We start from the raw sequence: 26,438 nt of genomic DNA on the forward strand, positions 1-26,438 counted from the left end.
CCCGCCCGGCGCGGGCTATCCGGCGAGGAGGTCCTGCAGTTCGCGGACGGCCTCGCGGAGCCGGTCGGCGAAGTCGTACATCGCGCCCGCGACCGGCTCCGGCGTGCTCAGGTACAGGTTGAACCGGTCGGGCAGCAGCACGTACGCGACGCCGATGCACTGCTCGCTCGTCGACCCGAACCCGAAGTACCGGATGTTCACCGACGGCGCCGAGCTGGTGCTCAGGTAGTCGTCGCGCATCGTCGTCCAGCCGGGCGAGTCGAACAGCGCCAGGTGCTCGGTGACGCCGAGCTCCGCGCCGCGCCGCTTCTGGATCAGCTGCAGCTCCCACAGGTGCTGCTCGGGCGCCCGGCCCGCCTGGCAGTCCTTGGCGCGCCGGACGTGCGCCTCGGCGGCGGCGCGGAACGCGGCGCGGCGGGCGTCGGGGCCCGCCTCCGGGTCGTCCATCGCCGCGACGAACCGCAGCACCTCCGGGGTGACGACCCGCATCGCCTCGGTGCGCCCGTTGCGGTACTGCCGGGTCGCGATCGACTCGTAGGTGGCGCCGGTGAGGCCCTTCGCCCGCTTGTGCGCGAGCTGGTACGCCATCTGGACGAACGCGTCCGGCGACGTCTTCAGCGCCTTGGCGCGCTCGGAACCGAAGTCGTCGAACGACACGCAGGTGGTGGCGGTCGCGGCGGCGTAGGCGGCGAACGCGGCGGCGGCGTCCCGGACGTCGGCGCGCAGCGCGTCGTCCAGCACGAACTCGATCGCCTCGACCACCGGCAGGCCCTGCGACCGGGCCCCGGCCCGCTGCGCGTGCGCCTCGGGGGACGCGCCGAGCAGCGCGTCCACGAAGCTGAGGATCGTGGTGCCGTCCAGCCCGCAGTGCTCCACGTTGATGCCGGCGGTGCCGTCGGCGAAGACGACCAGGGAGACGGCCTTGTCGAACCACCGGTTGCCGCTGTCGCCGTGCAGCAGGTTGTCGCACGCCTCCAGGTCGTTCTTCGGCGCGACGTCCTCCAGGCAGACGCAGAACAGCGCGGTCTCGACGTCGTCGAGCGCCCGCGCGTTCGCGGGGTCGGCGGCGAGCAGCGCCTCCCGGCTCGCCGCCCACTCGGCGCGCGCCTTGGTGGTGAGGTGCCCGGCGGACGGCTCCGGCGCGGGCTCCGCCTTCACGATCGTGCCGAGGCCGGCGACCAGCTCGTCCAGCGTGTGCGGGACGCCGTCCGGGCCGATCACGTCCATCCGGACGATGTTGCCGCGGTAGAACACCACGATGTGCTTCGCCTGCGACGGGCCGGGCCACTCGGCGCTGTAGGGGGCGCGGACGGTGTCCTGCTCGGCGCCCGGGATGCGCGTCGTGGAGAACAGGAACCTGTTCTGCTCCATCGACAGCGGCGCCCCGCGCTGCAGGACGGGCGGGATCCGCTCGGCGTCCAGCAGCAGCTTGTAGTCCAGAGCCCCGGCGATCAGCCCGGCCGCGCGCTCCAGCTGCCGCTCCCCGGTGTCCTGGAACAGGAAGAAGAAGTTCGCGTTCAACGCGATCCGGTCGCGCCGCCCGAGGTAGCGGTACGGCCAGAACGTGTCGAGCCAGCTGCGCACGCCGGGCTCCGCGTCGTAGCGCTCGAGCGCGGCGTGCAGGGCGCGGCCCGGGCCGTCCGGACGGGCGAACGCCTCCACCGCCGCGCGCGTCTCCGCCAGCTCCGCCTCCGTCAGCAGCGGCGCGCACCACTCCAGGAACCGGTCGCAGGTCTCGTCGAGCGCGGGCAGCGGCACCCGGGGCAGCGCGTCCTCGTTGCCGAAGGTCCGGTCCGACGGTTCAGGGGTGGCGTTCACTTCGTCCCTCGTTCTCCAAGCCCGGGCGTTCCGCACGCCCGGGACCAACGGTGTTCATTCCCCGCGGGGGCGGGAGACGTACAGGCCGGCGTAGAGCCAGCCGCCGTCCTCGACGCCGGACGGGTCGACGCCGGCGTCCGCCAGCCTGTCCAGCACGAGCGCCTGCTCCTCGTCCGTCGCGAACCGCCGCTGCCGGAACAGGCCGTCGCGGCGGACGGTCTCGTAGCCCGCCGCCGCGAGCGTCTCGGCGATCGGGTCGAAGGGGAACATGCGCAGGATGAAGTGCGCCATCCACGGCCGGCGGCCGCCCGCCGCCTCGACGACCCGCGCGATGGTCCGCTCGGTGACGTAGCCGAGGCAGCCGGTGGAAATGACCAGATCGGCGCGGGACAGCCGCGCGGCCTGCTCATCGGTCGGATCGCCGCTCTCCAGGTCGGCGTGCACGGCGCCGTCCAGGAATCCCGCGTCGAGCGCATAGGAAAGGGCGTTCTCGGACGCGTCGAGACCGACGAAACGGACGCGATTCGCACGTTCACGGGAACGGACCAGCTCACGGTCGCGGGACAGGAGCGCGGCGCGGGTCAGCGGTTCGGCGTCGCGGCCGCCGTAGCGATCGTACAGCTCCGCCATCGTGACGCCGTATTTCAGCAGCGCCGCGTTGATGCCGTACGAGCAGCCGATGTCCACGACCGTCGGAACCGGCACGCCGCGGGCCTCCCGGTATTCCGCGATGAGCCCGGAGAAGTGCGGCTTCGCCAGTTCCGGGATGTTGTAGTCGAGGCCGCGCAGAGTGCCGAAGTAGGCGCGCGGGTCCGGCTCGGTGTAGATGTGGTCGAGCGAGATCTTTCCGGTCGTGTCGACGCGCACGTCGGGTCCTTCCTGGCGAAGGCGGGTGGGCCGGGATTCCTCGCTTCAGTCGAGCAGCGCGTCCACCCGGACGGCGCGTCCCTCCGCCGCCAGGTGCTCGGGCAGCACCCGGCCGAACAGCTGCCGGGTGCGCTCGACGCTGCCGACCACGCCGGGCCGCTCGCTGTAGGCGAGGATCGCGGTGTGCCGCGCGACGTCCCCGCGCACCTCGCTGACCCGGTGCAGGGAGTAGCGCCCCTTGAAGAGCTGCAGGTCACCGGGGCGCAGCACCAGCCGCCGCACCAGGTGCGCGCCGCGCCCGGTGAGGACGTCGCGGACGGCGTCGAGGTTCTCGTCCGCCGCGGACCGGATGTTCGGGCAGTACTCGAAGACGCCGCCGTCCCGGGGGAGCTGCGTCAGCAGGCTCACCGTGAACTCGTTGGTGTCGAAATGCCACGGGTGCTCCATGCCGGGCTTCACGACGTTCAGGCACAGCCCGGACAGCGGGTCGGCCAGTTCGTGGACGCGCGGCAGGCCGAAGCACGCGGCCACGAACCGCTGGAAAAGCGGGTCCGAATAGAGCCGGTGGACGATCAGGTCGCGCGGGATGAGGTCGCGCGCCACGAACGCGTTCCCGCGCTCGACGGTGATACGGCCCGGATGGCGGTCGGGCAGCGGCGTGCCGATGTCGATGTTGTAGGCGTTCACCGTTTCGACGTCGTAATGAGCGTTCGGCGCGATGGCTGCGCATTCCGTCCGCAGCCGCTGCTGCAATGCGCCACGAATGAAGTCCGGAAGCACGCAGCACCCGGAATTCGCCAGCTCCTCGCGGACCCGGGAAACGACGGCCGTCCAGCCGGCGCCCTCCGGTTCGTCCAGCGGATAGAGATCGGTGTCGACCAGTTCCGTGCCTGCCGCCCGGCCGGCGGCCCGAGCCTCCACTGCGCCCATCAAGATCCTTCCGCGTGGCGAACCCCATCCGGGTTTTAGCACAATCCCCGCGCACATTCATGACCGCGCTTTCCCGGCGGCTTTGTCAGAATTCGATAAGGCCGGTCGGTGACCTGTGGCTTCGAACGGTCCACTGCCCGCGCGGGCACACTGTCCGGTGTGTCCCATATCACCTGTTGATCGAGACCGGTCCGAACCTTCGCCCGGGTGACGGCGTCTCCGACGGTTGGGACACTGGTCCACTACTTCACCCCCGGGAGGGCGCATGGCGGACTGGCGGCTGACGGGCTTCGTCGAGGAACGCGAGCTCGGCCGCGGCGCGCAGGGCCGCGTCGTGCTGGCCCGGCACGCCGAGACCGGCGCGCCCGTCGCGATCAAGTACCTGGCCGGCGGCGACCCGGCGGCCGTCGCCGGGCTGCGCGCCGAGGCGCAGATGCTCGGGCGGCTGACCAGCCCGTACGTCGCGCGGCTGTTCCGCTTCGTGGAGAGCGCCGAGGGCTCGGCGATCGTGATGGAGGCGGTCAACGGCGCGTCGCTGAAGGCGGTGCTGGCCGAGCACGGCCGGCTCGCGCCGGAGGCGGCGCTGCTGGTGCTGAAGGGGTCGCTGCTCGGGCTGGCCGCCGCGCACGCCGTCGGGGTCGTCCACCGCGACTACAAGCCCGCGAACGTGGTCGTCCGGCCGGACGGGCTGAGCAAGCTCGTCGACTTCGGCGTGGCCGTGCTGGCCGGCGAGGGCTCCGCCGCCGGGACGCCCGCCTACATGGCGCCGGAGCAGTGGCGCGGCGAGGCCGCCACCCCCGCCACCGACGTGTACGCCGCGACCTGCGTGTTCGTGGAGTGCGTGACGGGGCGGCGGCCGTTCGCGGCGGGCGAGCGCGTCGCGCTGATGAACCAGCATTTGACCGCCGAGGCAGACATGGGGGACGTCCCCGAGCGGCTGCGCCCGCTCGTGGCGAAGGGGCTGGCGAAGCAGGCGGGGGACCGCCCGCCCGGCGCCGCCGCGTTCGTCGGCGAGCTCGAGTCGGCCGCCGTCGCCGCCTACGGGCCGGACTGGGAGCAGCGGGGCGTCCGGGCGCTCGCGGCCGCGGCCGTGGCGCTGGCGGCCCTGTTCCCGCTCGGCGCGCTCGCGGTCGCCCCGGGTGCTGCCGCCGGCACGGGCGCCGCCGGCACGGCCGGTGCCGCCGGTGCCGCCGGGACGGGCGGTGGCGTGTCCGCCGGTGCGGGATCCACGGGCGCGGCCGTCAGCAAGGGCTTCCTCGCCACCGCCGCCGGCAAGGGCGCGCTCGCGGCGGCGGGCGTCGCCGTCGTCGCCGCCGCGGCGGGCGGCGCCGTCTACGCGACGAAGGACTCCACCAAGAAGACCCCGCAGGACCACCCCCGCCTCGTCCTGGCCGCCCAGACCGAGACGATCCCCGGCACGTCCGTCAAGGTCGACGGCGCGAAGTACGCCACGGTCAGCGGCCTGCACGACGCGGCCCTCCAGCGCCGCATCAACGCCGAGCTGCGCGCCCCGCTCGACGACCTGATCGCGCTCGCGAAGGACAGCCGCAAGCAGGTCGCGTGCGGCAGCACCCCGACCACCGTGACGGTCCAGACCCGCGTGGGGCTCAACGGGCCGCGGCTGGTGTCGGTCCGGTACTTCCAGATGTCCGACTGGTGCCGGCAGGCCGACGGGTCGCCCGGCGGCGAGGTCGTCACCGTCGACCTGCGCACCGGCCGCCGGGTCACCGCGTCCGACGTGTTCCGTCCCGGCACGCTCACCGCCGCCGGGCTGGGAACGCTCAAGTCCCGGCTCGTCCAGCGGGACGGGCGCACACCGATCTCCGACTGCCCGGCCAGCGACCCCTGGAAGCCCGCCGACTTCCAGCCCGCCCCGGCCGAGGGCCTGTACAAGGGCGCCTCGAAGACCCCGCCGCACCTGAGCGCCTACCTCACCCCGTCCGACTTCCAGCTCGCCTGGTTCGGCTCCGGCAGCGACGGCTGCGGCAACCTCGACTTCGGCGCCCCCTACGCCAAGATCCGCGACCTGCTGAAGCCCGAGTTCGCCGCCCTCCTGCCGAAGTGACGCACATGCCGAAGTGACGCGCCTGACCGAAGTGACGCGCCGGGCACCGGGTACGGGAGGGAGGTGCAGACGTTCCTGCCGTACCCGGACTTCGCCGCCACCGCCCGCGTCCTCGACCCGCGGCGGCTCGGCAAGCAGCGGGTGGAGGCGCTCCAGGTGTTCCGCGCCCTCACCGTCCCCGGGTACGGCTGGCAGCGCCATCCCGCGGTGCTCATGTGGACGGGCTACGAGGAGGCGGTCGTCCGCTACGGCCTGGAGATCTGCGCGCGCTGGCGGGCGCTCGGGCGCGCCGACACCTGCGCCGCCGCGATGACCGCCGAACTCGCCGCCGGAGGCGGCCCCGCGCGGGCACGCGACCAGGCGGCGCTCGCCCGCGCCGGTCAGCTGCCGCCGTGGCTCGGCGAGCCCGCGTTCCACCTCAGCCACCGCTCCGCGCTCGTCCGCAAGGACCCCGCCCACTACGGCCCGCTCTTCCCGGACGTTCCCGACGATCTCCCCTACGTCTGGCCGCGCTCGGACCGCGGCCGCCCCGGGCGTCCCGGGGGTCATAGCGGGGCGGATGCGGGGTAGGGCCTGACCTGGAGAGGGCCCGGGCAGGGCCTGGACCCGGAGGTGGGCGATGGACGCCGATGGACGGCCGGACGGCCGGCCCCGCGGCGAGCGGCTGCTGCGCGACCTGGTGGCCGCCAGCCACGTGATCTCGCTGGAGCAGATGCCCGGCCTGGTCGCCGAGCACGCCGCGCGCGCCGGCCTCGCCGACGTGCGGATCTACGTGGTGGACCTCCAGCAGCAGGTGCTGCGCCTGCTCACCGGCCGCGGCGGCGACGCCGGCCGGCGGTCCGGCGACGAGCCGGAGGAGCTCCGCGTCGAGGGCACCCTCGCCGGCCGCGCCTACCAGAACGTCGAGAAGGTCACGGGGCACCCCGTGGAGGGCGGCGGCCGCCACCTCTGGGTCCCGGTCCTGGACGGCTCGGAACGGATCGGCGTCCTGCGCGCCACCGTCGAACCCGGCGACGAGGAGGCCGCGGCCGACGCCGAGCACCTCGCGGGCCTGGTCGCGCTGCTGATCGTCAGCAAGGGCCCGTGCAGCGACTCGCTCGCCCGGCTGGTGCGCACCCGCGACATGACCGTGTCGGCGGAGATGCAGTGGCGGCTGCTGCCGCCGATGACGTTCGCCAACGACGCGATGGTGATCGGCGCGGCGCTGGAGCCGGCCTACAAGCTCGGCGGCGACACCTTCGACTACGGCCTCGCGGGCGACACCGTCCACCTCGCCGTCTTCGACGCGATGGGCCACGACACCTCGGCCGGCATCACCGCGACCCTCGCGGTCGCGGCGCACCGCAACAGCCGCCTGCAGGGCGCCGGCCTGGTGGAGAGCGGCCGCGCCATCGAGGAGGTGCTGATCGAGGAGGACGAGTCGGGCCGGTTCGTCACGGCGGTCCTCGCGGAGCTGGACACCCGGACGGGCGTGCTGTCGTGGATCTCGCACGGCCACCCGCCGCCGGTGGTGATCCGCGGCGGGCGCTGGGTGACGACGCTGGACTGCGAGCCCGGCAATCCGCTCGGCACCGACCTCGGCGTCGAGCCGGCGGTCTGCCGGGAGCAGCTCGAACCCGGCGACCGGCTGCTCCTCTACACCGACGGCATCGTGGAGGCGCGCGACCCGAACAAGGAGGAGTTCGGGATCGTCCGGTTCGTCGACTTCATCATCCGCCGCAACGCCGACGGGCTGCCGGTCCCCGAGACCCTGCGCCGGCTCATCCACAGCATCCTGGTGCACCACGATGGCCGGCTCGACGACGACGCCACCGTCCTGGTGCTGGAGTGGCGCGGCTCGGCGGGCATCGGGCGCGCCGCCTCCGACGCGGGGTGACCCGCGCCCGGGGGCGTGCGCCCGATCATGTCGCGCTCGATGACGGCGCGTCCGGTCGGGAACCGTCCGGTCAGGACACGCCGAGGGCGCGCATCAGCATCGGGTAGGCGTCGTGGAGGTCCCGCTGCCAGTACGGCCAGGAGTGCTGGCCGTCGAAGAAGCGGGTGGCGACGGGGATGCCGAGGGCGTCCAGCCGGTCGGCGAAGGCGTGCGAGACGTCGTTCGCGGCGGCCTCGACGGGGTCGGTGAACGGGAGCCCGCCGAGCGATCCGGCCTTGCCGTCGCCGCTGGCCACGTACAGCCGGACGCCCGCGAGGCGGCCGGCGAGGTCGGTCGGGTTGTGCGCGTGCCAGATCGCGGCCTGCGCGTCGGGCTCGCCCCAGACGCGCCGCCAGTCGGTACCGGGGCAGGAGAAGGACGGCCCCCAGCCGATCGAGTCGTCGCCCGGCTTGTAGCCGTAAAGGGTGTCGACGTAGCCGCTGAAGGCGGCGGCCGCCGCGAACATTCCGGGGAACCGGGCCGCGTACAGCATCGCGCCGAGGCCGCCCATGGAATTGCCGGCGACGACGCGGTGACCGTTCGCCCGGTAGCCGTTCTCCAGGATGGTGCGGAGCTCCTTCATGTGGAAGGTCTCCCATTCGGGCGAGCCGCCGTTCCCGTAGTTCCACCAGTCGGAGTAATTGCCGCACCTTCCGCCTTCCGGCATGACGACGATGACGGGGGAATGCGCGGTGAGTTCGGCGACGTCGGTGTCGCGCGTCCAGGCGGTGTAGTCGTCGACGCCGCCGTGCAGCAGCCACAGGGTCGGCCATCTCCGGTCGGCGGTCCTGGACCATCCGGGCGGGAGGAGGAGGCGCACCTTCTCCTGCGCGCCCATCGCCGGGGACTGGACGGTGAGGTCGATGGTCCGCGGCGCGACGTCCGTCTCCGCGATCACCTTCGCGCCGGTCACGGCGCCGGTCGCGGTCGTCGCGGCGGCTGCGGGACGGGCGGTGGAGACGGCGGGGACGGCGGTGGCGAGCGCGGCGGCCAGGACGAGGGGGAGCAGCAGGGCGAGGGACCCCGGCCCTGCGACGGGGGTGGAGCGTCGGAGCAATGCGGGCCTTCCGGGCATGCCGGCAGGGTGGGCCGGCCGGAAAAGGGGAGCGCCGTGGTAGCGGCGAATGCGCGCAGCGCGGCGAAGGGCGGGTCGCGCTCCCGCCGGCTGCCTTCGGGCCGTTGTCCGGCCCGGTACCGATGTGCGGTCCGGGATTGGGGGATTCTGCTACTTACTCCGAGTAGATTCCCGTTCCGGGTACGTTCCAAGCATCGCCGGAGAATCGCGGAGAAGATTGTTCTCCGTACATGCGTCGCGCCGGACGCCCTTTCGGGCGCCCGGCGCGTGCGGTGTTCGGGATGTGCGCGATGTATTCGATGTTCCCGGTGCTCCGGGATGTGCCGGGTTCCCGAGGTGCTCCGGTCCCGGCGCGTGCTCTCAGGCCTCCGGCACCGGCTCGGCGGACGGGCCGTTCACGTACTTGACGGCCATCCGCACCGCGCCGCGCAGCAGCCGGAACAGGATCAGCGCCAGGCCCAGCAGCGGCAGCACCAGCAGCACGATCTGCAGCCCCGAGGCGATCAGCTGCAGCGCGCCGGCGCCGTGCGCGGCCTCGGCGGCCAGCCCCTGGATCTTCCGCCAGTCCATCCGGATCAGCCCGGGGACCTGCGTGGAGATCAGGGCGAGCTGGAACAGCATCACCGGGACGATGATCAGTACCCACATCGTGACGAAGACCTGCGGCCAGCGCTTCAGGTCGTTCAGCCGGGTGTCGGCGCGGCGCAGCAGCAGCGCGCGCCGCAGGATGGGCCCGATGTACTTGAACAGGTCGGGGACGCCGACGAGGTCGGACATGATGTAGTAGCCGTCGAAGCGCAGCGTCGGCAGCAGCTGCTGCAGGATCTCGAGGTTGACGTACAGCACCGCGACGAGCAGCGGCTCGAACCCCGTCTTCATGTACGCCAGCGTCAGCGCGACCACGAAGATGCCGTTGAAGTAGACGCCGGCGAGATCGGCGCGCAGCCGGCCGAGCCGTCCGAGCCGGTACGACTCGGTGATGTCGGTGTAGAACGCCGGCCAGACCAGGTAGATGCCGCAGCCCATCACGCCGGGCCGGACGCCTCCGTACCGGCAGGCGGCGGCGTGCCCGATCTCGTGGAACGCGCAGGACGCCACCCCGAGGCCCATGATCAGCAGGATGCTGACCGGGGCGAGGATGGTGTGCTGCAGCGCCGCGCTCATCGACCGGGTGGTCAGCACCCAGGTCTCGGCGGAGACGACGGCGACCAGCGCGAGCACCAGCGTGACGGGCCGGAACAGCCAGCCGAACAGGCCCGCGACGAACCAGGTGACCGACTCGGGGAACACCGCGATCCGGAACCGGAGCCCGAGGAACGGGTCGGCTTTCACCACGGGCGGGGCCGTGCCGTCGCTGTAGGTGGTGACGCCGAGCGGGGCGAGCTTGCGGTCGGCGAGGTAGACGACCTGCTCGCCGGTGAGCCGGGCGCCCGCCTCCTGGGAGACCGCGTCGGCGACCCGGTCCAGGGCCGTCTCGATGTCGGTGGTGCGGGCGAGGTCGCGGTGCTCGTGCAGCGCCTTGGCGACCAGGAACAGCAGCGGCGGGAGCCGGACGAGCTGCCGGTTCGGCAGGCAGACGAGCTGGGGCGGTTCGCGGTAGCCGGAGTTCTTGAACTCGCCGACGAGCTCCACGCCGTCGGCGAGGACCGGCAGGGTGAGGGACGCGGCGGGCTGCGCCGTCGCCACGGACCGCGCGCCGGACGCGGCCTGCCCCGCGTCGGCCGGCCGTGCGGTGCTCGCCGGCCGCGGCGTCCTCGCCGGCTGCGCGGGGGCGCTCGTGGCCGCTCGTGCCGGGGAGGCGGCCTTGCGGTGTGCTCCGCTCATGAGCCGTGGTGGTGGACGACGACCGGGACGCAGGTCGTCGTCGTGTAGCCGGGCTCGGCGAACAGGCCGGTGCCGAGCAGGCCGGGCGTGCCGGTCGAGTGCGTGTACTGGCAGGCGTAGGCGACCTCGGTGTCGGAGCCGCCGGACCCGCCGTCGTTGATGTTGATGTTCTTGTTGTCGTTGTCACCGCCGCCGCCTGCGGCGAGCAGGGTCGACAGCACGGCCCGCTCCGGCAGCACCTCGCCGGACAGCAGGTCGAGTTCGGCATAGCTGAACGTGTGAGGGTTGGTCTGGCTCATCGGTCGCCTAACAGGTCGTCACAGAAATCCCGGAAAGGGGGGAAGGGCCGGCGGGAGAACGCCAGCCCTTCCCCAGCGGGCCGGAGCCCGCGTAACACGTCGATTCGGATCAGTGACCCGAGACCACCGAGCTGCCGGCGCAGGTGAACGACGAGTTGGGGTTCTCGGAGCTGAGGCCCAGCGCGCCGATGAGGCCGCCCTGCGAGTGGTTGATGTTGCTCTGGCAGTTCGGGACGACCGCGGTCGTGCCGCCGTCGTGGCCGCCGCCGTGGTTGAAGTTGAGGTTCGAGTTGTCGTTGTCGCTGCCGCCACCGACGAGAAGGGTGGACAGCACGGCGCGCTCCGGCAGAACCTCGCCGGCCAGCTGGTCCAGCTCGGTGTAGCTGAAGGACTTCATGTGGTTCCTTTTCTTCCTTGTCACGCCCGGATCTCAAGGTGGAGCCCGGATGTCCCTTTCCCACCACAGGTCGTGGCGAGATAGCTCTACGTATAGCACGCGTGACTGTTCGTGTCCAAGTAGTGGCACGGTCACTCTGGGTTTCATGCCGCCTCTGGCGCCTCTTCCGTCACCGCCGCCGTACCGCGGTGTCCCGTCCGGCTCCCGCAGGCATGGAGATCGGGTGCTGGGTAGGAGAAGGACCGTCCCCGGCTGACCAGGAGGAGAGGCATGGCCGACAACAGCTTCAGCATCGACGTGGCGAAGATCCGGGAGCGCGCCCGGCAGAAGATGGCCGACGGCCCGGTGACGTCGGGCTACAAGCGCAGCCCCGAGGAGGTCATCGGCGTCCTCAACGACGTGCTCGCCACCGAGATCGTCTGCTGGATGCGCTACTCGCAGCACGCGATCAGCGCGACCGGCATCGACCGCGCGCAGGTCGCCGCCGAGTTCACCGAGCACGCCGACGAGGAGCGCGACCACGCGATGCGCGCCGCGGAGCGGATCAGCCAGCTCGGCGGCGACCCGGACTTCAACCCCGAGACGCTGGCGAAGCGCTCGCACACCACCTACGAGACGTTCGACGACAACGACCTCAAGGGCATGCTCCAGGAGAACCTCGTCGCCGAGCGGATCGTCATCGAGTCCTACCAGGAGATCATCCGGTGGCTCGGCGACGGGGACGTCACCACGCGCCGCCTCATGGAGGACATCCTCGCCGAGGAGGAGGACCACGCCGACGACATCATGGACCTGCTCGGCAACTGATTCCGGAGCGTCCCGGCGATTGGGCGCGTTCCCCCGGGTAACGGAGCCCTCATGGAATTCGGATACACGCTGCTCTGCGAGCAGACACCACCGAAACAGCTGGTCACCGACCTCGTCGAGGCGGAGGACGCGGGCTTCGACTACTCCGTCATCTCCGATCACTACTTCCCGTGGCTGGAGTCCCAGGGGCATTCGGCCTACGCGTGGTCGGTGCTCGGCGCCCTCGCCCAGGCGACGCACCGCATCCCGCTGATGACGTTCGTGACCTGCCCGATCATGCGGTACCACCCGGCGGTGGTGGCGCAGAAGGCCGCCACCGTGGGGATCCTGTCGGACGGGCGGTTCACGCTCGGGCTCGGCGCGGGCGAGAACCTGAACGAGCACGTCGTGGGGCGCGGCTGGCCGTCGGTGGACGTCCGGCACGAGATGTTCGCCGAGGCCGTCGAGATCATCAAGGCGCTGTTCTCCGGCGACTACGTCAACTACGAGGGCAAGCACTTCCGCGTCGACTCGGCGAAGCTGTGGGACGTGCCGGAGCAGCGCGTCCCCATTGGGATGGCCGCGTTCGGGCCGCGGGCCGGGCGGCTCGCGGCGCAGCACGCCGACCTGCTCATCTCCGACCAGCCGGTCGGCGACGTGGTGAGCCTCTTCCACGGGGAGGGCGGTGGGGGCAAGCCCGTCTACGGGCAGATCCCGGTCGCCTACGGGCAGGACTACGAGGAGTGCAAGCAGCGGGCGCACCGCTACTGGAAGTTCTCCGCGCCCGCCTGGAAGGTGATGGCGGAGCTTCCGGGGACGGTGAACTTCGAGGCGGCGACCAAGACCGTCCGCCCGGACGACGTGGCCGAGTCGGTGCCGTGCGGCGACAACGTGGAGGACTACCTCCAGGCCGTCCAGCAGTGGAAGGACGCGGGGTTCACGCACATCGCGTTCTGCCAGAGCGGGCCGGACCACCAGAAGGACTTCCGTACCTGGGCTGAGGGCGACCTCCTTCCGGCGCTGCGGGAGCGCTTCGGCTGACCGGCCTCACCCAGCTCCGCCCGGCCGGCGCCCGCCGTCCGGGCCTGGTCACGGCGCACCGCCCGGGCCCGGTCTCCGTGCGGTGCGGAAGGCCGGGTCCAGGACGGTTCCGGCGCGCTTGACGTTCCGCACGATCGGCGCGGTCTCGACGTGCCGGACCGCCGGCAGCGCGGCGACCCGTTCGGTGAGGTACCGGTAGAGGTGCCGGGAGTCGCGGCAGACGACCTGGACGGCGAGGTTCGTCGGGCCGGTGGTGGCCGCGGCGAAGACGACCTCGGGATGCTCGGCGAGCGCCCGCCCGGTGGCGGCGAGGTCGGCGGGCGGCACGCTCGTCCAGAGCCGCGCCGCCGTGTGCAGGCCCACGTAGCGGAGGTCGAACTCGGCGTAGAAGTGCAGGACGCCGGTGGCCTGGAGGCGGTCGAGGCGGCGGCCGACGGTGGACGGCGACCAGCCGGTCGCGGCGGCGAGCTCGGCGTGCCCGGCCCGGCCGTCCCGGGCGAGGACGTCCAGGAGCCGCTGGTCGCCGGGGCCGAGCGGCGGGACGTCGCCGTCCTCGGGTACCGGGTCCGGGGCGAGGGCGCGGACCTGCCGCGGCGTGAGCGCGCTGAGGCCGCGGAGCCGGTTCGGCGAGCCGTAGTAGGTGTGCAGGACGGAGTGGGCGGCGATGTCGACGATCCGGGCGCTGCGCGGGAGCCGCTCGAGCAGGTACTGCTCGCTCTCGTCCTGGCTGCGGGCGCGCGCGATGCACAGCACCTCGGTGCCGCCGGAGACGATCTGGACCCACGCGGTGTCGGGGCGCCGCGCGAGCGTCGCGGCGACGTTCTCGGCGGCGCCCGGCGCGCAGCGGAGCCGCAGCAGCCACCGGCCGTGCCCGGCGTGGTCGGCGGGCGGGACGGCGACGATCCGCAGCAGGTCGCGGGTCCGCAGCCGGCGGTAGCGGCGGGCGACGGTCTGGTCGGAGACGCCGAGCACCTCCGCGATGCGGCTGAACGAGGCCCGGCCGTCCAGCTGGAGGGCGTGGATCAGCCGCCGGTCGAGGTCGTCCGCTTCATGGATTTCCACCAGCACAGGGTAGAAGATGTCGAAAACGTGGAGATCCGCCGTCTCTGAGTGGTTTCTTGGCGTTCCTCGCGTGATCGTTGCCGGGACACGACGGACGATCGCGAAGGACGAGAGATGGGCAAGTGGTGGCCCCTGACGGCCGTGTGCCTCGGGGCGTTCATGCTGCTGGTGGACGTCAACATCGTCACGGTGGCGCTGCCGGACCTGGCGGCGGGCCTGGGGGCGTCGTACTCCTCGCTGCAGTGGGTGATGGACGTCTACGCGCTGGTGCTCGCGGCGCTGCTGATGGGCGCGGGCGCGCTCGCCGACCGGGCCGGGCGGCGCCGGGTGTACGTGGGCGGGCTGGTGCTGTTCGCGCTGGCGTCGCTGGCCTGCGGGTTCGCGCCGGACGCCGCGGTGCTGCTCGCGGCGCGCGCGGTCCAGGGAGCCGGCGCGGCGATGATGTTCGCGACGACGGTCGCGCTGGTCACCGCGTCCTACGACGGCCGCGACCGGGCCGTGGCGTTCGGTGTCTGGGGCGCGGTCAACGGAGCCGCCGCCGGGGCCGGGCCGGTGCTCGGCGGGCTGCTGACGCAGGCCTTCGGCTGGCGGTGGATCTTCCTGCTGAACCTGCCGGTCAGCGTGCTGGCGGTGGCGCTGACGCTGCGGGTGGTGGCCGAGTCGCGCGACCCGGCGGCGCGCCGGATCGACGTGCCTGGGGTCGCGCTGTTCGCCGTGGCCGCGGGCGCGGTGACCTACGCGCTGACGCGGGCGGGCGACGCGGGCTGGACCTCCGCCGCGACGCTCGGGTGGCTCGCCGCGGGGGCCGCCGCGCTGGCGGCGTTCGCGGCCGTCGAGCTGCGCTCGCCGCACCCGCTCCTGGACCTGCGGCTGTTCCGCGCGCCGGGCTTCACCGGGATCATGATCGCGTCGCTGGCGATGTCCGGGACGGCGTTCGGGTACCTGCTCTACACCTCGCTGTGGCTGCAGTCGGTGGCCGGGCTGAGCGCGATCGGCGCGGGACTCGCGATCCTGCCGATGAGCGGGACGGCGTTCGCCGCGTCCTGGCTGACCGGGCGGTTCCTGCACGCGGTCCCGCCGCGGCTGACCGTCGGCATCGGGCTGCTCCTCGTCGGCGCCGGGACGCTGGGCCAGTCGGTGCTCGACGGGGGGTCGGGCTGGGCGGCGCTCGTCCCCGGGTTCGCGCTCACCGGCGCGGGCGTCGGGATCGCGCTCCCGAACGTCACGGCGGCGGCGACGGCCGCGGTGCCGCCCGAGCGGGTCGGGAGCGCGGCGGGGGCGGTCAGCGCGCTGCGGCAGCTCGGTTTCGCCCTGGGGATCGCGGTGCTCGGCAGCGTCTTCCACGCCGCGCTGGAACGTTCCCTCGACGGTGCGGTCGCGGACCCGTCCGGCGCCGCCCGGGCGATCTCCGGCGGGCACGCCGCGCACGCGCCTGCCGGGGCCGTCGCGTCGGCCTTCGCGTCCGCGCTCGACGCCGCCACGGCGACGGCCGGGGCGATCGCGATCGCCGCCGGTCTCGCGGTGCTCGTCCTGGTGCGCCGGCGACCGCCGGCCGCGGGCGCGCCCGCCGTTCCCGCCGCGGAGGCCGGTGAGGCGACCGCGTCCGCGCGGTGACCGGCGCGCGCTTCGGTGATCACGGGGGGCGATGATCCAATATGGTGGCGTCACGCCCCCCGCCCCCCATGCTCCAGGAGTCAGCTCCCATGCCGGAAGCCGAGCCGCTGGCACCAGACGACCCGCAGGTCGTAGGCCCCTACCGGCTGGCAGGCCGGCTCGGCATGGGCGGCCAGGGCGTGGTCTACCTCGCGCACGACGCCGCCGGGACGCCCGTCGCGGTGAAGGTGCTGCGGGCCGAGATCGCGGCGGAACCGCGCGTCCGCGAGCGGTTCACCAAGGAGATCGCGAACGCGCGCCGCGTCGACCCGTTCTGCATCGCCCAGGTCCTGGACGCCTCCCTGGACGGGCCGCGCCCCTACATCGTCACCGAGTACGTCGAGGGGCCGTCGCTCCAGCAGGCCGGGCGGCGGGACGGCGCGGCGCTGCGGCGGCTCGCCGTCGCGACCGCGACCGCGCTCGCGGCGATCCACGAGGCCGGGGTCGTGCACCGCGACTTCAAGCCGTCCAACGTCCTGCTCGGTCCGGACGGCCCGCGGGTCATCGACTTCGGCATCGCCCGCGACACCGAGGCCCCGCTCACCCTGACGAGCAGCATCATCGGCACCCCCGCCTACATGGCGCCCGAGCAGTTCGCCGGGGAGGCGGCCGGCCCGCCGGTGGACGTGTTCGCCTGGGGCTCGGTGATCGCGTTCGCCGCCACCGGGCGGCCGCCGTTCGGCGCGGACACGTTCCCGGCGATCATGCACCGCGTCCTGCAGCGCGAGCCCGACCTCGGCGAACTGCCCGAGCCGCTCCGCGCGACCGTCACCGCGTGCCTGGCGAAGGACCCGGCGCGGCGGCCGACTATGCGGACCGTCCTGCTGCGGCTGCTCGGCGCGCCGGCCGAGGAGACCGCCCCGTCCGCCCCGGCCCCGCCCGCCATGCCCGCGCCGCCCATGCCCCCGCCGCCCGCGCAGGCCCCTCCCGTGCCCGGCCCGTTTCCGCAGGCCACCGACCCGCGTCCCGCGGCCGCACCGCTCCCGATGCCGGGCGCGCCGCAGACAGTGCTCGACGGCGCGCGCAGGAAGCAGAAGCCCGCGGGGCGGCGGCCCGCCGTGCTGCTGGGGGCGGGTGCGGGCGTCATGGTCCTGGCCGTCCTCGCGGCGGTGGGCGCCTGGTTCGCCTGGCCGGACGGCGCCGACGCCGCGCCGGAGAACGCCGGCGCGACGGGCTACGCGGCGGGCAAGCCCCGGCAGGGCACCGGCAGCTCGGCCGACACCGGCGCGGGAGCGGCGACGGCCTCGGGGAGCCCGTCGCCGTCGGCCTCGTCCGGCAGCCCGGGCGCCGGCCGCCGGGGCCGTCCGTCCGGCACGCCGACCCCGGGACGCGGGTCCGGGGGCTCCGGTGGTTCCGGGGGTTCCGGCGGCGGGAGCACCGGCGGCGGCGGGACCGCGCCGACGAAGCCGAGCGGCCCGACCGCCCGCATCGCCTACTTCACGGTCGGCGGGGCGAGCGGGTGCTACGCCAAGAACGAGGACTTCCCCTTCAGATATAGCATCGTGGGCAGCAAGAACCCCACGAGCATCCAGTTCAGCATCTACTTCGACGGGCGCCTCGGCGTCGGCCACCCGATCCACACCGCCGCCGAACCCGACTTCACCATCACCTCGTCGCAGAGCGAGGACACGGCGGGGACGCACACCTACCGGATGGTCCTGCAGAGCCCCGTCCATCAGGAGATCTCCCGATCGGTGCGCGTCTGCTGACGTCACCGGGAACGCGATCCGGCCGCCCGAAGCACCATCCGGCTGCAGTCCGAATTGCAACAGAATTCAGTTCTAGTTCCCTTTGAATGCCGCCGTTTCCTGCGATGACACGGGCCGTGGCCTGAGAATCCGGATCCGGGTATTGACGAGTTCCCGGTCGCTGTCTACGTTCTGACTAGAACGCGTTCTACCCAGGTGGCCGGTCACCGATGTCGAGTGGCGCGACGGTTTCCGGACACCGATCCCCGACGCCGCGGTGCTCCCAACCGCTCACCCGACATGAGCGGATCGGGCGTCCCGGGTCGCGGATTCTCCCACCCCTCCGGGTGCAGGCGCGACGCCCGACGTCCCCGAAATGAGGACTTCCCTTGTCCCGCATCAAGAAGATCGCCGCCATCGCCTCCACCTCCGCCGCCGCCACCGCGATCGCCGTCGCCGCGACCGCCGCTCCCGCGCTGGCGTGGACGGCCGGCCCCTACACCGCCAACCTGTCCGGGAACATGACGATCGACGCGGGCACCGCCGTGACCTGCAGCGGATCCACCCTCAGCGGCGACCTCGCCGCCGACGGCTCCCTCACGGTCACCTCCGCGAGCATCTCCGGCTGCCCCGCGAGCGTCACGCCGAAGAACCTGCCCTGGAGCGGCAGCCTGGGCGGCGGCAACGCCAGCATCAGCGGCTTCTCCGTCGAGGCCCTCGGCTGCACCTACGGCGGCACCATCAACGGCACCTACTCCGGCGGTGACGCGCTCCCGGCCACCGTCACCTTCAGCAACCAGAAGGTCTCGGCGACGGGCGGCTTCTGCCTCGTGCAGTCCGTCACCCTCACGGCCACCTACGTCTTCTCCCAGTGACCGCCAAGCCCTGACACTCTCCGACCCGGGCGGCCTCGCGCCGCCCGGGTCCCCGGTCAGCCCAGGTCGTGGCCGCCGCGCTTGGCCTCGCGCGTGAACGCCCGCCAGGCCGCCGCACCGAACATCAGCTTCGGCCCGTCCGGATCCTTGCTGTCCCGCACCCCGACGGCGACCGCAAGATCCGCCACCTCGACACACTCCCCGCCGCTATGACCACTGTGGCTGCTCTTCCGCCACAGCCCCGCCACCTCGACGCAGGCGCCGCCCTGGTGGTCGCTGTAGCTGCTCTTACGCCAACGGACAGGCTCCACGCTGCTCATAGTCTCTCCATCGCCGTCCTTATCATGGCGCGCGACTCGTCGATGGGGAGCGCGCGGCCTCTGAGTGAGTCCCAGCGTACGACGAAGTCCGCCAACTTGTCGGGCTGATGAATAAGTGTTCCAATGCCCGCGGATTCCGTATAGGCGGCATTGCTTCCATCCGCGAAGCCGAGGATCGTGAAGTCGCCACCTAGTCCCGAATGGTAGCCCGCTCGGAAGGGCACCACTTGTACTACTGTCCCTGGTTGCTCTGAGAGGTGGAGCAAGGACTCGAACTGCTCTCGCATGATCTCGGGGCTACCGATCACGCGATGCAGGATCACCTCGTCGAACGTGAGCCACACCAGCGGCGGGTTGTCGCGTTGGAATAGCGCCTTTCGCGCCATGCGCTTGGCGACCAGGTCCATCGCCCGATCGCCGAAGAGCGTGCTCATCAGCGCTGTCGCGTACCCCTCGGTCTGGAACAGCCCGTTGACAAGGAAGCCTGAAACGTTACGGACGGAACTCGCCTCTTTCTCACACTCCGTGTACTCGGCGAACCCGGGTGGCAGCGTGGTCTGCACTTCGAAATTATCGGCGTGCTTCCACAGGCGGTAGAAGTGGCCGTCCGTCGTGAAGTAGGTGTCGAGGTCGAGGGCGCTCTGCTCGGAGACCTTGCGGCCGCTCTCCATGGTGCTGATCCACTGCGGGGTGCAGCCGAGCGCGTCGGCGAGTTCCTTGCCGGTGAGGCCGGTCTTCTCGCGCATGCGGCGCAGCTCTTCGCCGAAGAAGATGCGGGCTTGGTTCTCGGCCATCACGGCCTCCGGAGGGGTTAACCAGGTGGCTTGGTTGAGTTGATCTCGCGTTCCGCTTGACCGGGGGTGTCCTGCGGTTACTGGCCGACCATAACTCACGGTGTGAATGTGGTCACGGCGGTTCGTCAACTCCGACACGAGGTTCCTTGGATGAGTTGCAGGACGATAGTGGCCGATTCTCCGAAAAACGGGCACTTCGCGCCCGGGTGGTACGGGGAGGCCATGGGGGACGGTTTCGTTGCGCGCCGCCTCGGCGGCCTGAGCGACTACCAATTGCTCAACGGCTGCTTGGAGGAGGTGCGGGCGTGCGACGAGGGCGAACTCTGGTTGCTCTGCGACGCGCAGACGCGTCTGGCCGAGAGGGTCGCGCTGGCCGAGTCCGTCCGGAGGCGGCCGTGAGCGTCACCGACCACCACGAGCACGGTGCGGATACCGACGAGCCGTGCAGCCGGCTGCAGGCCCTTGCCATGCACCTCAAGGTGCACGGGTTCGCGGTCGAGGCCGTGGCCGGCGGTCTGATCGTCCGGAACATGTCCAGGGCCGGATGCTGCGCAGGTCAGGAGGTGGCCGGTGACACGATCAGCTGCCGTCCCCACGGCGGGGATGGCGGGCGCTACTGGTACTTCACGTCGTGGCTACGGCCGATCGCCGAGTCCGAGCGCGTCACCGACGCCGTGGTGATGATCAAGGGATACCTGGGCGCCCCTGGCTGATGGAGCATGCTCGCCGCTGCGCGAGCGCGTCGCGGGCGCCGTGGTCTTCGGTGTCCGGTTTTCGGGATGGCCGGAAGGGGGGACTTTTATTGTATTTTTTGTCAATACTTGCGAATGTGACTGCCGGGACAGTAGTTTCTTCGGGCGAGTGAGCGCAAGGCCGGGGCTGGCGCGCGGTCCGGCTCGGGTCTGATCGGCTGGGGAGTCCATGAAGAAGCGTACCGACAGGAAGATCGCCATCGCCGGGACGGCGGCGGCGGCCGTGATCCTGCCCGCCGTCATGGTCGGGCTCGCCCAGGCCGGGGTCGGGGTGCCGAAGGGCAAGCCACAGGCCGCCGGCAACGCGCAGCCGATCCCCTCCTTCGGACCGCCCACCCAGCCGTCGCAGGTCACCGGATCGCCCTCGCCGAGCACCTCGCCGTCCAAGCCGATCAAGGTCCCGAACGTCCCGCTCACCAAGGGCGACAACCCGTTCGGCACCGGCGGCACGCCCGCCTCGAACGACCCCGACAAGAACAGCGGCTCGCACGGCAAGAAGCCGCACCTGCCCCCCGGCATCGGCAGCGGCAAGTACGCCAAGGCCCCCGACGGCGCCACCATCACCGCGATCAAGAAGGTGCACGCGCAGGAGTTCGACGTCAGCATCGCCTCCCCGGCGCTCGGCGCGGTCGTGCAGACGCGGGTGTTCGTCCCCAAGGGCTGGAAGGCGAGCGGCACCACGACCTACCCGGTCGTGTACGCCTACCACGGCGGCAACAACAAGTACACGTCGTGGAGCCACGACGGCCACATCGAGAACGTCGCGAAGTACTACAACGCGATGGTCGTCATGCCCGAGGGCGGCTCGAACGGCTCGTACAGCAACTGGTGGAACGGCGGCAAGGGCGGCATCCCGGAATGGGAGAACTTCCACATCTCCGAGGTCATCCCGCTGATGGAGCGCAACTTCCACGCCGGGTCCTCGCGCGCCGCGATGGGCCTGTCGTCCGGCGGGCAGGGCTCCATCACCTACGCCGAGCGCCACCAGGGGATGTTCAAGTACGCCGCGGCCTACAGCGGCCCCCTCAACATCAGCGCGCCCGGCATGCCCGCGGTGCTCACGCTGATGAACAACACCACCGCGATCTGGGGCGACCCGCTCCTGAACCGGTCGAACTGGGAAGCGCACGACGCGACCGTCAACGTGAGCAGGCTCAAGGGCACCGGCGTGTACGTCTCGTCCGGCAACGGCAAGCCCGGCCCCTACGACGACCCCGACACCCCTCCCGGCAGCGCGGGCCGCGTCGGCGAGGACCTCGCCGGGCAGATGACCGTCAACTTCGTGAACGCCGCGAAGCAGGCCGGCGTCCCCGTCACCTCCCACCTGTACGGGCCCGGCATGCACAACTGGAAGTACTGGCGCCGCGAGGTGAACCTCAGTTGGCCCACCATCATGGCGGCGATCGGCGCCAAGAAGATCTGACGCGGCGAAAGCCCGTCCGGGCCGCGCGGTAGCGTGGCCGCGTGAAGGGGACCGCGTGAAGGGGTTGGCGCGGCGCGAGTTCCAGTTCGTGCTGCTGCGCCGGATGGCGGACTACCAGCCCGGCCTCGTCGAGGACGCGGTGCGCGCGCTGGACGGCACGCGCACCGAGATGCGCGAGGTCAACGCGCGCTGGCAGCGGATCCTGCGGTCCCGGACGTTCCCGCGCGGGCGGCGCCGCTACGAGGCGGTCCTCGGCCCGCCGGCGGACGCCGGTGAGCGGCGCGTCGGCGACGTCGTGTGCGAGGTGGCGTCGTGGCCGCCGTTCCCGCTGTGGCCCGGCCTCCGGTTCGAGATCACGATGGCGCCGGACGGGTCGGTGGCGCAGGAGTGGCTCGTCCGGGACCCGGGATCGCCGGTGCCGGCGCTGCGCACCGTCGACGACCTCGTCCCGTGGACGTGCGTGGTCGGCGACCTCGCCGCCCGCTGGGACGGGCTCGCGCACCAGGACGGCGACGCGCCGAGCCGCTGGCACGTGGGCTTCACCGCGCCCGACGGATCGTCCTATGTGGCGCACTTCGTGTGGGGTCTGCTGCAGGACGTGGTGAGCGTCTAGCTCGCCGGGTTGGCACAATTTTGGGTGGTCTTTGGGGTATTCCGGCATCGCCGCGTCCGTGACGATGGCATATCCGCCCATAACGTGGTGGTCATGTGCGCTCTGAAGGCGGACCCATGCCCGAAGTGAACGGACACGCGCCCGGACGACCGTCCTGGGCGGAACTCGCGAGCCCCGACGCGAAGGCGTCCCGGGAGTTCTACTGCGGCCTGTTCGGGTGGTACGCCTATACGCTGACCATCCCGGACTACGACGACTACGACATCTTCACCCTGGGCGGCGTCCAGGGGCCCGAGGTCGCCGGGATGCAGCGGCTCGCCGACGACGCGCAGCCGCCGTCCTGGTCGGTGTACTTCCGCACCGACGACATCCAGGCCACGCTCGACACGGTCAAGGCCGCGGGCGGGCATGAGCTGGTGCCGCCCATCCGCGTCGCCGACCTCGGCGAGATGGCGCTGTGCGCCGACCCGGAGGGAGCCGACTTCGCGCTCTGGGTGGCGGGGAGCCTCAAGGGCGCGGGCGTCGTCGACGAGCCCGGCGCGATGTGCTGGGTCGAGCTGGCCTGCCACGACATCGACCTGGCCCGCCGCTTCTACGGCAAGGTCTTCGGCTGGCAGACGGCCGAGCGCCGGTACTACTCGCCGTACACGAACCTGAAGCTGGGGGACTGGTCGTTCGGCGGCATCATCGACATCGACGACCTGCGCCAGAACGGGTACGAGGCCGAGCCGCACTGGATCCCGTACTTCTGGGTCCAGGACTGCGACGCCACGGCGGCGCGGACCGCCGAGCTCGGCGGCCGCGTCCTCCTCCCGCCCACCGACATCCAGCCGGGCCGGTACGCGGTGCTGGCCGACCCCGCCGGCGCCCGGCTGGCCGTGATCACGCCGGGCGGCGGCCCACCGGAGGCCTGACGATGCCCGAGGCGACGCGACCCGCACCCGGCTGGCCGGGCTGGATCGACCTGGCCAGCCCGCATCCGGAGACCGCGCGGACGTTCTACACCGAGCTGTTCGGCTGGTACTCCTACACGCTGAGCGTCCCCGGCTACGGCGACTACACCATGTTCACGCTCGACGACGTGCAGGGCCCGGAGGTCGCCGGGATGCAGTCGCTCGCCGACGACGCGCAGCCGCCGTCGTGGACCTGCTACTTCAAGGTGGTGGACCTCCAGACGACGGTCGACGCGGTGAAGGCGGGCGGCGGGCGGGAGCTGATCCCGCCGACGGACTACGCCGGGATCGGCTCGATGGCGCTGTGCATGGACCCGGAGGGCGCCGACTTCGGCATCGCGACGCCGGGCAACGCGATCGAGTTCGGCATCGTCAACCGGCCGCTCACGATGTGCTGGGCGGAGCTCGCGTCCCGCGACGCCGAGCGGGCGCGGCGCTTCTACGGCGGGGTGTTCGGCTGGCAGGCGGTGGACCGCGACTACTTCGGCTCGGTCTACACGAACTGGAAGCTGGACGACTGGTCGGTCGGCGGCATGGTCTCCATGGACGACGCGTGGCCGCCGCACTACCCGCCGCACTGGATCCCGTACTTCTGGGTGGACGACTGCGACGTGACCGCCGCCCGGGCCGCCGAGCTCGGCGCGACGGTCCGCATCCCGCCCGCCGACATCCAGCCGGGCCGCTACTCGATGATGACCGACCCGACCGGCGCCCGCCTCGCCGTCATCACCCCGAGGATCGCCACCGGCCCCGGCATGTGACCGCGCCCGGCCACGCCCCCGACGCGGGCGGTTCGAGGGACGATCTTCGGGAATCGGACAGCGGTGCGGATCAGCGGGTTGCGGGGATACGTGCTGCCCTGGGCGGGGCGGCGGTACTGGCGGGAGCGGCTGAAGCTCACCGCGAAGGCGGTCGTCGCGGGCGTCGTCGCGTGGGCGGTGGCGAAGTACGCCGTCGGGCACTCCGAACCGTACTTCGCGCCGCTGGCGGCGCTGCTCGGCGTGTACCCGTCGGTCGTCCGGTCCGTCCGGGAGAGCCTCGCGTACGGCGCCGGGTTCGTCCTCGGCGCCGCGCTCGCGATACCGGTCGGCCTCTGGATCGGGCCGAACGTCCTCGGCATCGCGGTCGTGCTGTTCCTCGCCATGATGGCGTCCGGGTGGCGGCGGCTCGGCGGGCAGTCGTCGCAGGTCCCGTTCACCGCGCTGTTCGCGCTGCTGCTCGGCGGCCACGACGCCGTCGGGTACACGCTGCCGCGGCTGGCGGACGTCGCCGTCGGCCTGGTGGTCGGGCTGGCCGTGAACGCGCTGGTGTTCCCGCCGCTCTACCTGCGCCGCGCCGAGTACGCCGTGGAACGGCTGCGGGACGTCCTCGCCGAGGCGATGGACGCGCTCGCCGCCGCCATCACCGACCCCGGCGAGCGGCCGCGCTGGGACGAGGCGGACGAGCGGCTGCGGACCGTCCGGGAGCAGGCGCGGCACGCCTACGAGCAGGGCCGCGACAGCATGCGCGCCAACCCGCGCGCGAAGCTGCGCGGCTACCCGCTGCGCTGGCGGGACGAGCCGGAGCGCTGGCCCGCGACCCGGCTGATGAACACGCTCGAGAACGCGACGGCGTACGTCCGGTCGATCGCCGGCACCCACGCCGAGGCGATGGACGCCGACGCCGCGGAGCTGCGGTTCTCCGCGGCGTTCCGGAACGACCACGCGCGCATGATCGGGATGCTGGCCGGGCTCGTCCGGCGGCTGCCCGAGGCGCCCGGTGAGGAGGAGCTCGCGGACGCCGAGCGCCTGCAGCGGCGGCTGGAGCGCCCCCACCACGGGCCGGGCACGGACGCGCCGGGCCTGTGGGACCCGCAGAAGGAGGTCCTCCGGCTGAGCCGCCTCATGCTGGACGACCTGTGCCCGACCCCGCCCCGCTGACCCGGCCCGCCCACCTGACCGACCCGCCCGACTGACCGGCCCGCCGGGTCAGGAGAACACGCCGATGCCGTTCGCGACCGCGCGCTCGCGGCCGTCGGACGGGACGTTGCGGACGGTCGCCGACGCCTCGCCGGGCCCGCGCGCCACGAACGCGGACGACCCGCCGCCGTCGAGGTTCACCCCGGCGGACGCGCCGGCCCGCGCGAGCAGCGACGCCAGCTCGGCGACGGTGACGCCGCCGCTGGTCTCCGACCGGCCGTCCACCACGGCGAGGTACAGGTGGCGGCCGTCGCGGCTCACGCCGGCGGCGGTGCGCGGCGCGGGCCCGGCCGCGTCCAGGCCGTCCAGCGGGCGGCCGCCGCGCAGGATCGGGAACCCGCCGACCGCGAACCGGAACCGCACCTTCCCGGTGAGCCGGTAGCCGATCCTCACCCGGTCGCCCGTGCGCAGCTTCCGCAGCGCGTCGGCGCCGCCGTCGCGGCCGACGAGCACCGTCGTGCCCTTGGGGATCGCGCCGGCGCCGACCGTGTCCGACACGTTCGTGACGACGCCGCGCCGCACCGCCACCTCGGCGGTGTCGGTGCTGCACGGGTCGCTGCGGGCGTCGTCCGTCCCGCAGACCGCGCGCTGCCGCGACACCGTTCCCCACTCGCTCGTGAACGCGCCGACGCCGTCGACGGGCAGCGCGTACTGGTTGAGGCCGCGCAGCTTCAGCGTGCCGAGCCGGGCGCGGACCGTCCCGGCCAGCCGCAGGCTCGCCACGTGCCCGCGCCGGTCGGTGCCGACGCCGATCACGTCGCGCGCGGACGTCCCGGGCGGCAGCGCGGGCCCGAACCGCTGGCCGTCCGGCACGGCCGCCTTCAGCGCCCGGCCGCCGTCCACCTCCGGGCCGGACGGCGCGCCGGTCGGCGGCACGCCCGCGTGGGTCTCGCTGATGTTGAAGAAGTCGCCGTTGACGCCGGCGATCGCGTGCTGGGCGTTCGCCATGTCCGACACCGTGGCGCGCTGGGCGACCACGCCGGGGTACAGCAGGCCGACCCGGACGTGCGGGGCGCGCAGGTCGACGTCCAGCAGGTCGCCGACCGCCTTCCCGCCGATCCCGGACGTCTCGAACGTCCGCGCGACGACCCCGGGCGACAGCGGCAGCGCCGAGGTGTAGCGCAGCTCCCCGACCGCCGCCGCGCGCGGCACCGCGCGGGCGCCGGGCCGCTCGCCGGATCCGGCGCCGTCGGTGCCCGGGGGCGCCGGCGCGGCGACCGCCGGTACCGCCGTGAGGGCCGTGCCCAGGACCGCCGTACTCAGGACCGCCGTGCTCATGACCGCCGCGACGGCGACCGTCCGCGTCTTCACCACCGGTGACACCCTTCTC

Annotated in this window: 26 protein-coding genes; 15 read left to right on the forward strand and 11 right to left on the reverse strand. The window is 72.7% G+C overall.

The window, feature by feature from the left end; translation table 11 throughout:
- Window positions 1–15: 15 nt before the first annotated feature.
- The 3 genes from AB0C78_RS10405 to AB0C78_RS10415 are packed head-to-tail and all read right to left on the reverse strand — an operon-like array spanning window position 16 to window position 3,615.
- Complete coding sequence (locus AB0C78_RS10405) at window positions 16–1,818, reverse strand: choline/carnitine O-acyltransferase (RefSeq protein ID WP_360744779.1); 1,803 nt, start codon at window positions 1,816–1,818, stop codon at window positions 16–18.
- Window positions 1,819–1,872: 54 nt separating this feature from the next.
- Window positions 1,873–2,685, reverse strand: coding sequence for a class I SAM-dependent methyltransferase (locus tag AB0C78_RS10410; protein WP_360744782.1), 813 nt, complete (start codon window positions 2,683–2,685; stop codon window positions 1,873–1,875).
- Window positions 2,686–2,730: 45 nt separating this feature from the next.
- Window positions 2,731–3,615, reverse strand: coding sequence for an arpA protein (locus AB0C78_RS10415; RefSeq protein ID WP_360744785.1), 885 nt, complete (start codon window positions 3,613–3,615; stop codon window positions 2,731–2,733).
- Between the two features lie 265 nt (window positions 3,616–3,880).
- Here AB0C78_RS10415 and AB0C78_RS10420 point away from each other — a divergent pair, with 265 nt between their 5' ends.
- From AB0C78_RS10420 to AB0C78_RS10430, 3 genes are all read left to right on the forward strand, one after another.
- A complete protein-coding gene (locus tag AB0C78_RS10420) occupies window positions 3,881–5,680 on the forward strand; it encodes a serine/threonine-protein kinase (protein ID WP_360744788.1) in 1,800 nt (599 codons plus the stop codon).
- Between the two features lie 63 nt (window positions 5,681–5,743).
- Window positions 5,744–6,250 (forward strand): MSMEG_6728 family protein, encoded by a 507-nt coding sequence (locus AB0C78_RS10425; RefSeq protein ID WP_360744791.1) that lies wholly within the window; start codon window positions 5,744–5,746, stop codon window positions 6,248–6,250.
- A gap of 49 nt (window positions 6,251–6,299) precedes the next feature.
- Window positions 6,300–7,556: a PP2C family protein-serine/threonine phosphatase gene (locus AB0C78_RS10430; RefSeq protein WP_360744793.1), complete on the forward strand. Its 1,257-nt coding sequence runs from the start codon at window positions 6,300–6,302 to the stop codon at window positions 7,554–7,556.
- Window positions 7,557–7,626: 70 nt separating this feature from the next.
- On the opposite strand, the gene AB0C78_RS10435 is transcribed toward AB0C78_RS10430, so the two are convergent.
- From AB0C78_RS10435 to AB0C78_RS10450, 4 genes are all read right to left on the reverse strand, one after another.
- Window positions 7,627–8,670 (reverse strand): alpha/beta hydrolase family protein, encoded by a 1,044-nt coding sequence (locus AB0C78_RS10435; protein ID WP_360744796.1) that lies wholly within the window; start codon window positions 8,668–8,670, stop codon window positions 7,627–7,629.
- 360 nt (window positions 8,671–9,030) lie between these two features.
- Window positions 9,031–10,494, reverse strand: coding sequence for a hypothetical protein (locus tag AB0C78_RS10440; protein ID WP_360744799.1), 1,464 nt, complete (start codon window positions 10,492–10,494; stop codon window positions 9,031–9,033).
- Window positions 10,491–10,793, reverse strand: coding sequence for a hypothetical protein (locus AB0C78_RS10445; protein ID WP_360744802.1), 303 nt, complete (start codon window positions 10,791–10,793; stop codon window positions 10,491–10,493). Before AB0C78_RS10445 ends, AB0C78_RS10440 begins: the two co-directional genes overlap by 4 nt.
- Before the next feature lie 109 nt (window positions 10,794–10,902).
- Complete coding sequence (locus tag AB0C78_RS10450) at window positions 10,903–11,190, reverse strand: hypothetical protein (RefSeq protein WP_360744805.1); 288 nt, start codon at window positions 11,188–11,190, stop codon at window positions 10,903–10,905.
- Window positions 11,191–11,460: 270 nt separating this feature from the next.
- On the opposite strand from AB0C78_RS10450, the gene AB0C78_RS10455 reads away from it, so the two are divergent.
- A complete protein-coding gene (locus AB0C78_RS10455) occupies window positions 11,461–11,997 on the forward strand; it encodes a DUF892 family protein (RefSeq protein ID WP_360744808.1) in 537 nt (178 codons plus the stop codon).
- Between the two features lie 51 nt (window positions 11,998–12,048).
- Window positions 12,049–13,017 (forward strand): TIGR03557 family F420-dependent LLM class oxidoreductase, encoded by a 969-nt coding sequence (locus AB0C78_RS10460; RefSeq protein ID WP_360744811.1) that lies wholly within the window; start codon window positions 12,049–12,051, stop codon window positions 13,015–13,017.
- A gap of 48 nt (window positions 13,018–13,065) precedes the next feature.
- Here the strand turns inward: AB0C78_RS10460 and AB0C78_RS10465 are convergent, their stop codons facing one another.
- Window positions 13,066–14,079 carry an AsnC family transcriptional regulator gene (locus tag AB0C78_RS10465; RefSeq protein ID WP_360744814.1) on the reverse strand — a complete coding sequence of 338 codons (1,014 nt, stop codon included), beginning with the start codon at window positions 14,077–14,079 and terminating at the stop codon, window positions 13,066–13,068.
- A gap of 114 nt (window positions 14,080–14,193) precedes the next feature.
- On the opposite strand from AB0C78_RS10465, the gene AB0C78_RS10470 reads away from it, so the two are divergent.
- From AB0C78_RS10470 to AB0C78_RS10480, 3 genes are all read left to right on the forward strand, one after another.
- Entirely contained in the window at window positions 14,194–15,693 is a 1,500-nt protein-coding gene (locus tag AB0C78_RS10470; RefSeq protein ID WP_360744817.1) for an MFS transporter, read from the forward strand.
- An 89-nt stretch (window positions 15,694–15,782) separates the two neighbouring features.
- Entirely contained in the window at window positions 15,783–17,441 is a 1,659-nt protein-coding gene (locus AB0C78_RS10475; RefSeq protein ID WP_360744820.1) for a serine/threonine-protein kinase, read from the forward strand.
- 368 nt (window positions 17,442–17,809) lie between these two features.
- The gene (locus tag AB0C78_RS10480; RefSeq protein ID WP_360744823.1) at window positions 17,810–18,295 is read left to right on the forward strand and encodes a hypothetical protein; all 486 of its coding nucleotides are present in this window, start codon (window positions 17,810–17,812) and stop codon (window positions 18,293–18,295) included.
- Window positions 18,296–18,351: 56 nt separating this feature from the next.
- Here the strand turns inward: AB0C78_RS10480 and AB0C78_RS10485 are convergent, their stop codons facing one another.
- Window positions 18,352–18,606, reverse strand: coding sequence for a DUF397 domain-containing protein (locus tag AB0C78_RS10485; RefSeq protein ID WP_360744826.1), 255 nt, complete (start codon window positions 18,604–18,606; stop codon window positions 18,352–18,354).
- A 5-nt stretch (window positions 18,607–18,611) separates the two neighbouring features.
- Window positions 18,612–19,409 (reverse strand): helix-turn-helix transcriptional regulator, encoded by a 798-nt coding sequence (locus AB0C78_RS10490; RefSeq protein WP_360744829.1) that lies wholly within the window; start codon window positions 19,407–19,409, stop codon window positions 18,612–18,614.
- Between the two features lie 222 nt (window positions 19,410–19,631).
- Here AB0C78_RS10490 and AB0C78_RS10495 point away from each other — a divergent pair, with 222 nt between their 5' ends.
- The 7 genes from AB0C78_RS10495 to AB0C78_RS10525 all read left to right on the forward strand — a co-directional run bounded on the left by AB0C78_RS10495 (window position 19,632) and on the right by AB0C78_RS10525 (window position 25,069).
- Window positions 19,632–19,808 carry a hypothetical protein gene (locus tag AB0C78_RS10495; protein WP_360744832.1) on the forward strand — a complete coding sequence of 59 codons (177 nt, stop codon included), beginning with the start codon at window positions 19,632–19,634 and terminating at the stop codon, window positions 19,806–19,808.
- Complete coding sequence (locus AB0C78_RS10500) at window positions 19,805–20,122, forward strand: hypothetical protein (protein WP_360744834.1); 318 nt, start codon at window positions 19,805–19,807, stop codon at window positions 20,120–20,122. Before AB0C78_RS10495 ends, AB0C78_RS10500 begins: the two co-directional genes overlap by 4 nt.
- A 208-nt stretch (window positions 20,123–20,330) precedes the next feature.
- Window positions 20,331–21,584: an alpha/beta hydrolase family protein gene (locus tag AB0C78_RS10505; RefSeq protein WP_360744837.1), complete on the forward strand. Its 1,254-nt coding sequence runs from the start codon at window positions 20,331–20,333 to the stop codon at window positions 21,582–21,584.
- Between the two features lie 55 nt (window positions 21,585–21,639).
- A complete protein-coding gene (locus AB0C78_RS10510; protein ID WP_360744840.1) occupies window positions 21,640–22,197 on the forward strand; it encodes a hypothetical protein in 558 nt (185 codons plus the stop codon).
- 116 nt (window positions 22,198–22,313) lie between these two features.
- A complete protein-coding gene (locus AB0C78_RS10515) occupies window positions 22,314–23,111 on the forward strand; it encodes a VOC family protein (RefSeq protein WP_360744843.1) in 798 nt (265 codons plus the stop codon).
- A gap of 2 nt (window positions 23,112–23,113) precedes the next feature.
- Window positions 23,114–23,911, forward strand: a complete 798-nt coding sequence (locus AB0C78_RS10520; protein WP_360744846.1) for a VOC family protein — start codon at window positions 23,114–23,116, stop codon at window positions 23,909–23,911.
- A 78-nt stretch (window positions 23,912–23,989) separates the two neighbouring features.
- Window positions 23,990–25,069, forward strand: a complete 1,080-nt coding sequence (locus AB0C78_RS10525; RefSeq protein ID WP_360744849.1) for an FUSC family protein — start codon at window positions 23,990–23,992, stop codon at window positions 25,067–25,069.
- A 48-nt stretch (window positions 25,070–25,117) separates the two neighbouring features.
- On the opposite strand, the gene AB0C78_RS10530 is transcribed toward AB0C78_RS10525, so the two are convergent.
- On the reverse strand, window positions 25,118–26,422 hold the full coding sequence (locus tag AB0C78_RS10530) for a phosphodiester glycosidase family protein (RefSeq protein WP_360744852.1): 1,305 nt from the start codon (window positions 26,420–26,422) through the stop codon (window positions 25,118–25,120).
- Window positions 26,423–26,438 lie beyond the last annotated feature (16 nt).

The sequence above is a fragment of the Actinomadura sp. NPDC048394 genome, from assembly GCF_040651755.1.
Lineage (GTDB): Bacteria > Actinomycetota > Actinomycetes > Streptosporangiales > Streptosporangiaceae > Spirillospora > Spirillospora montaniterrae.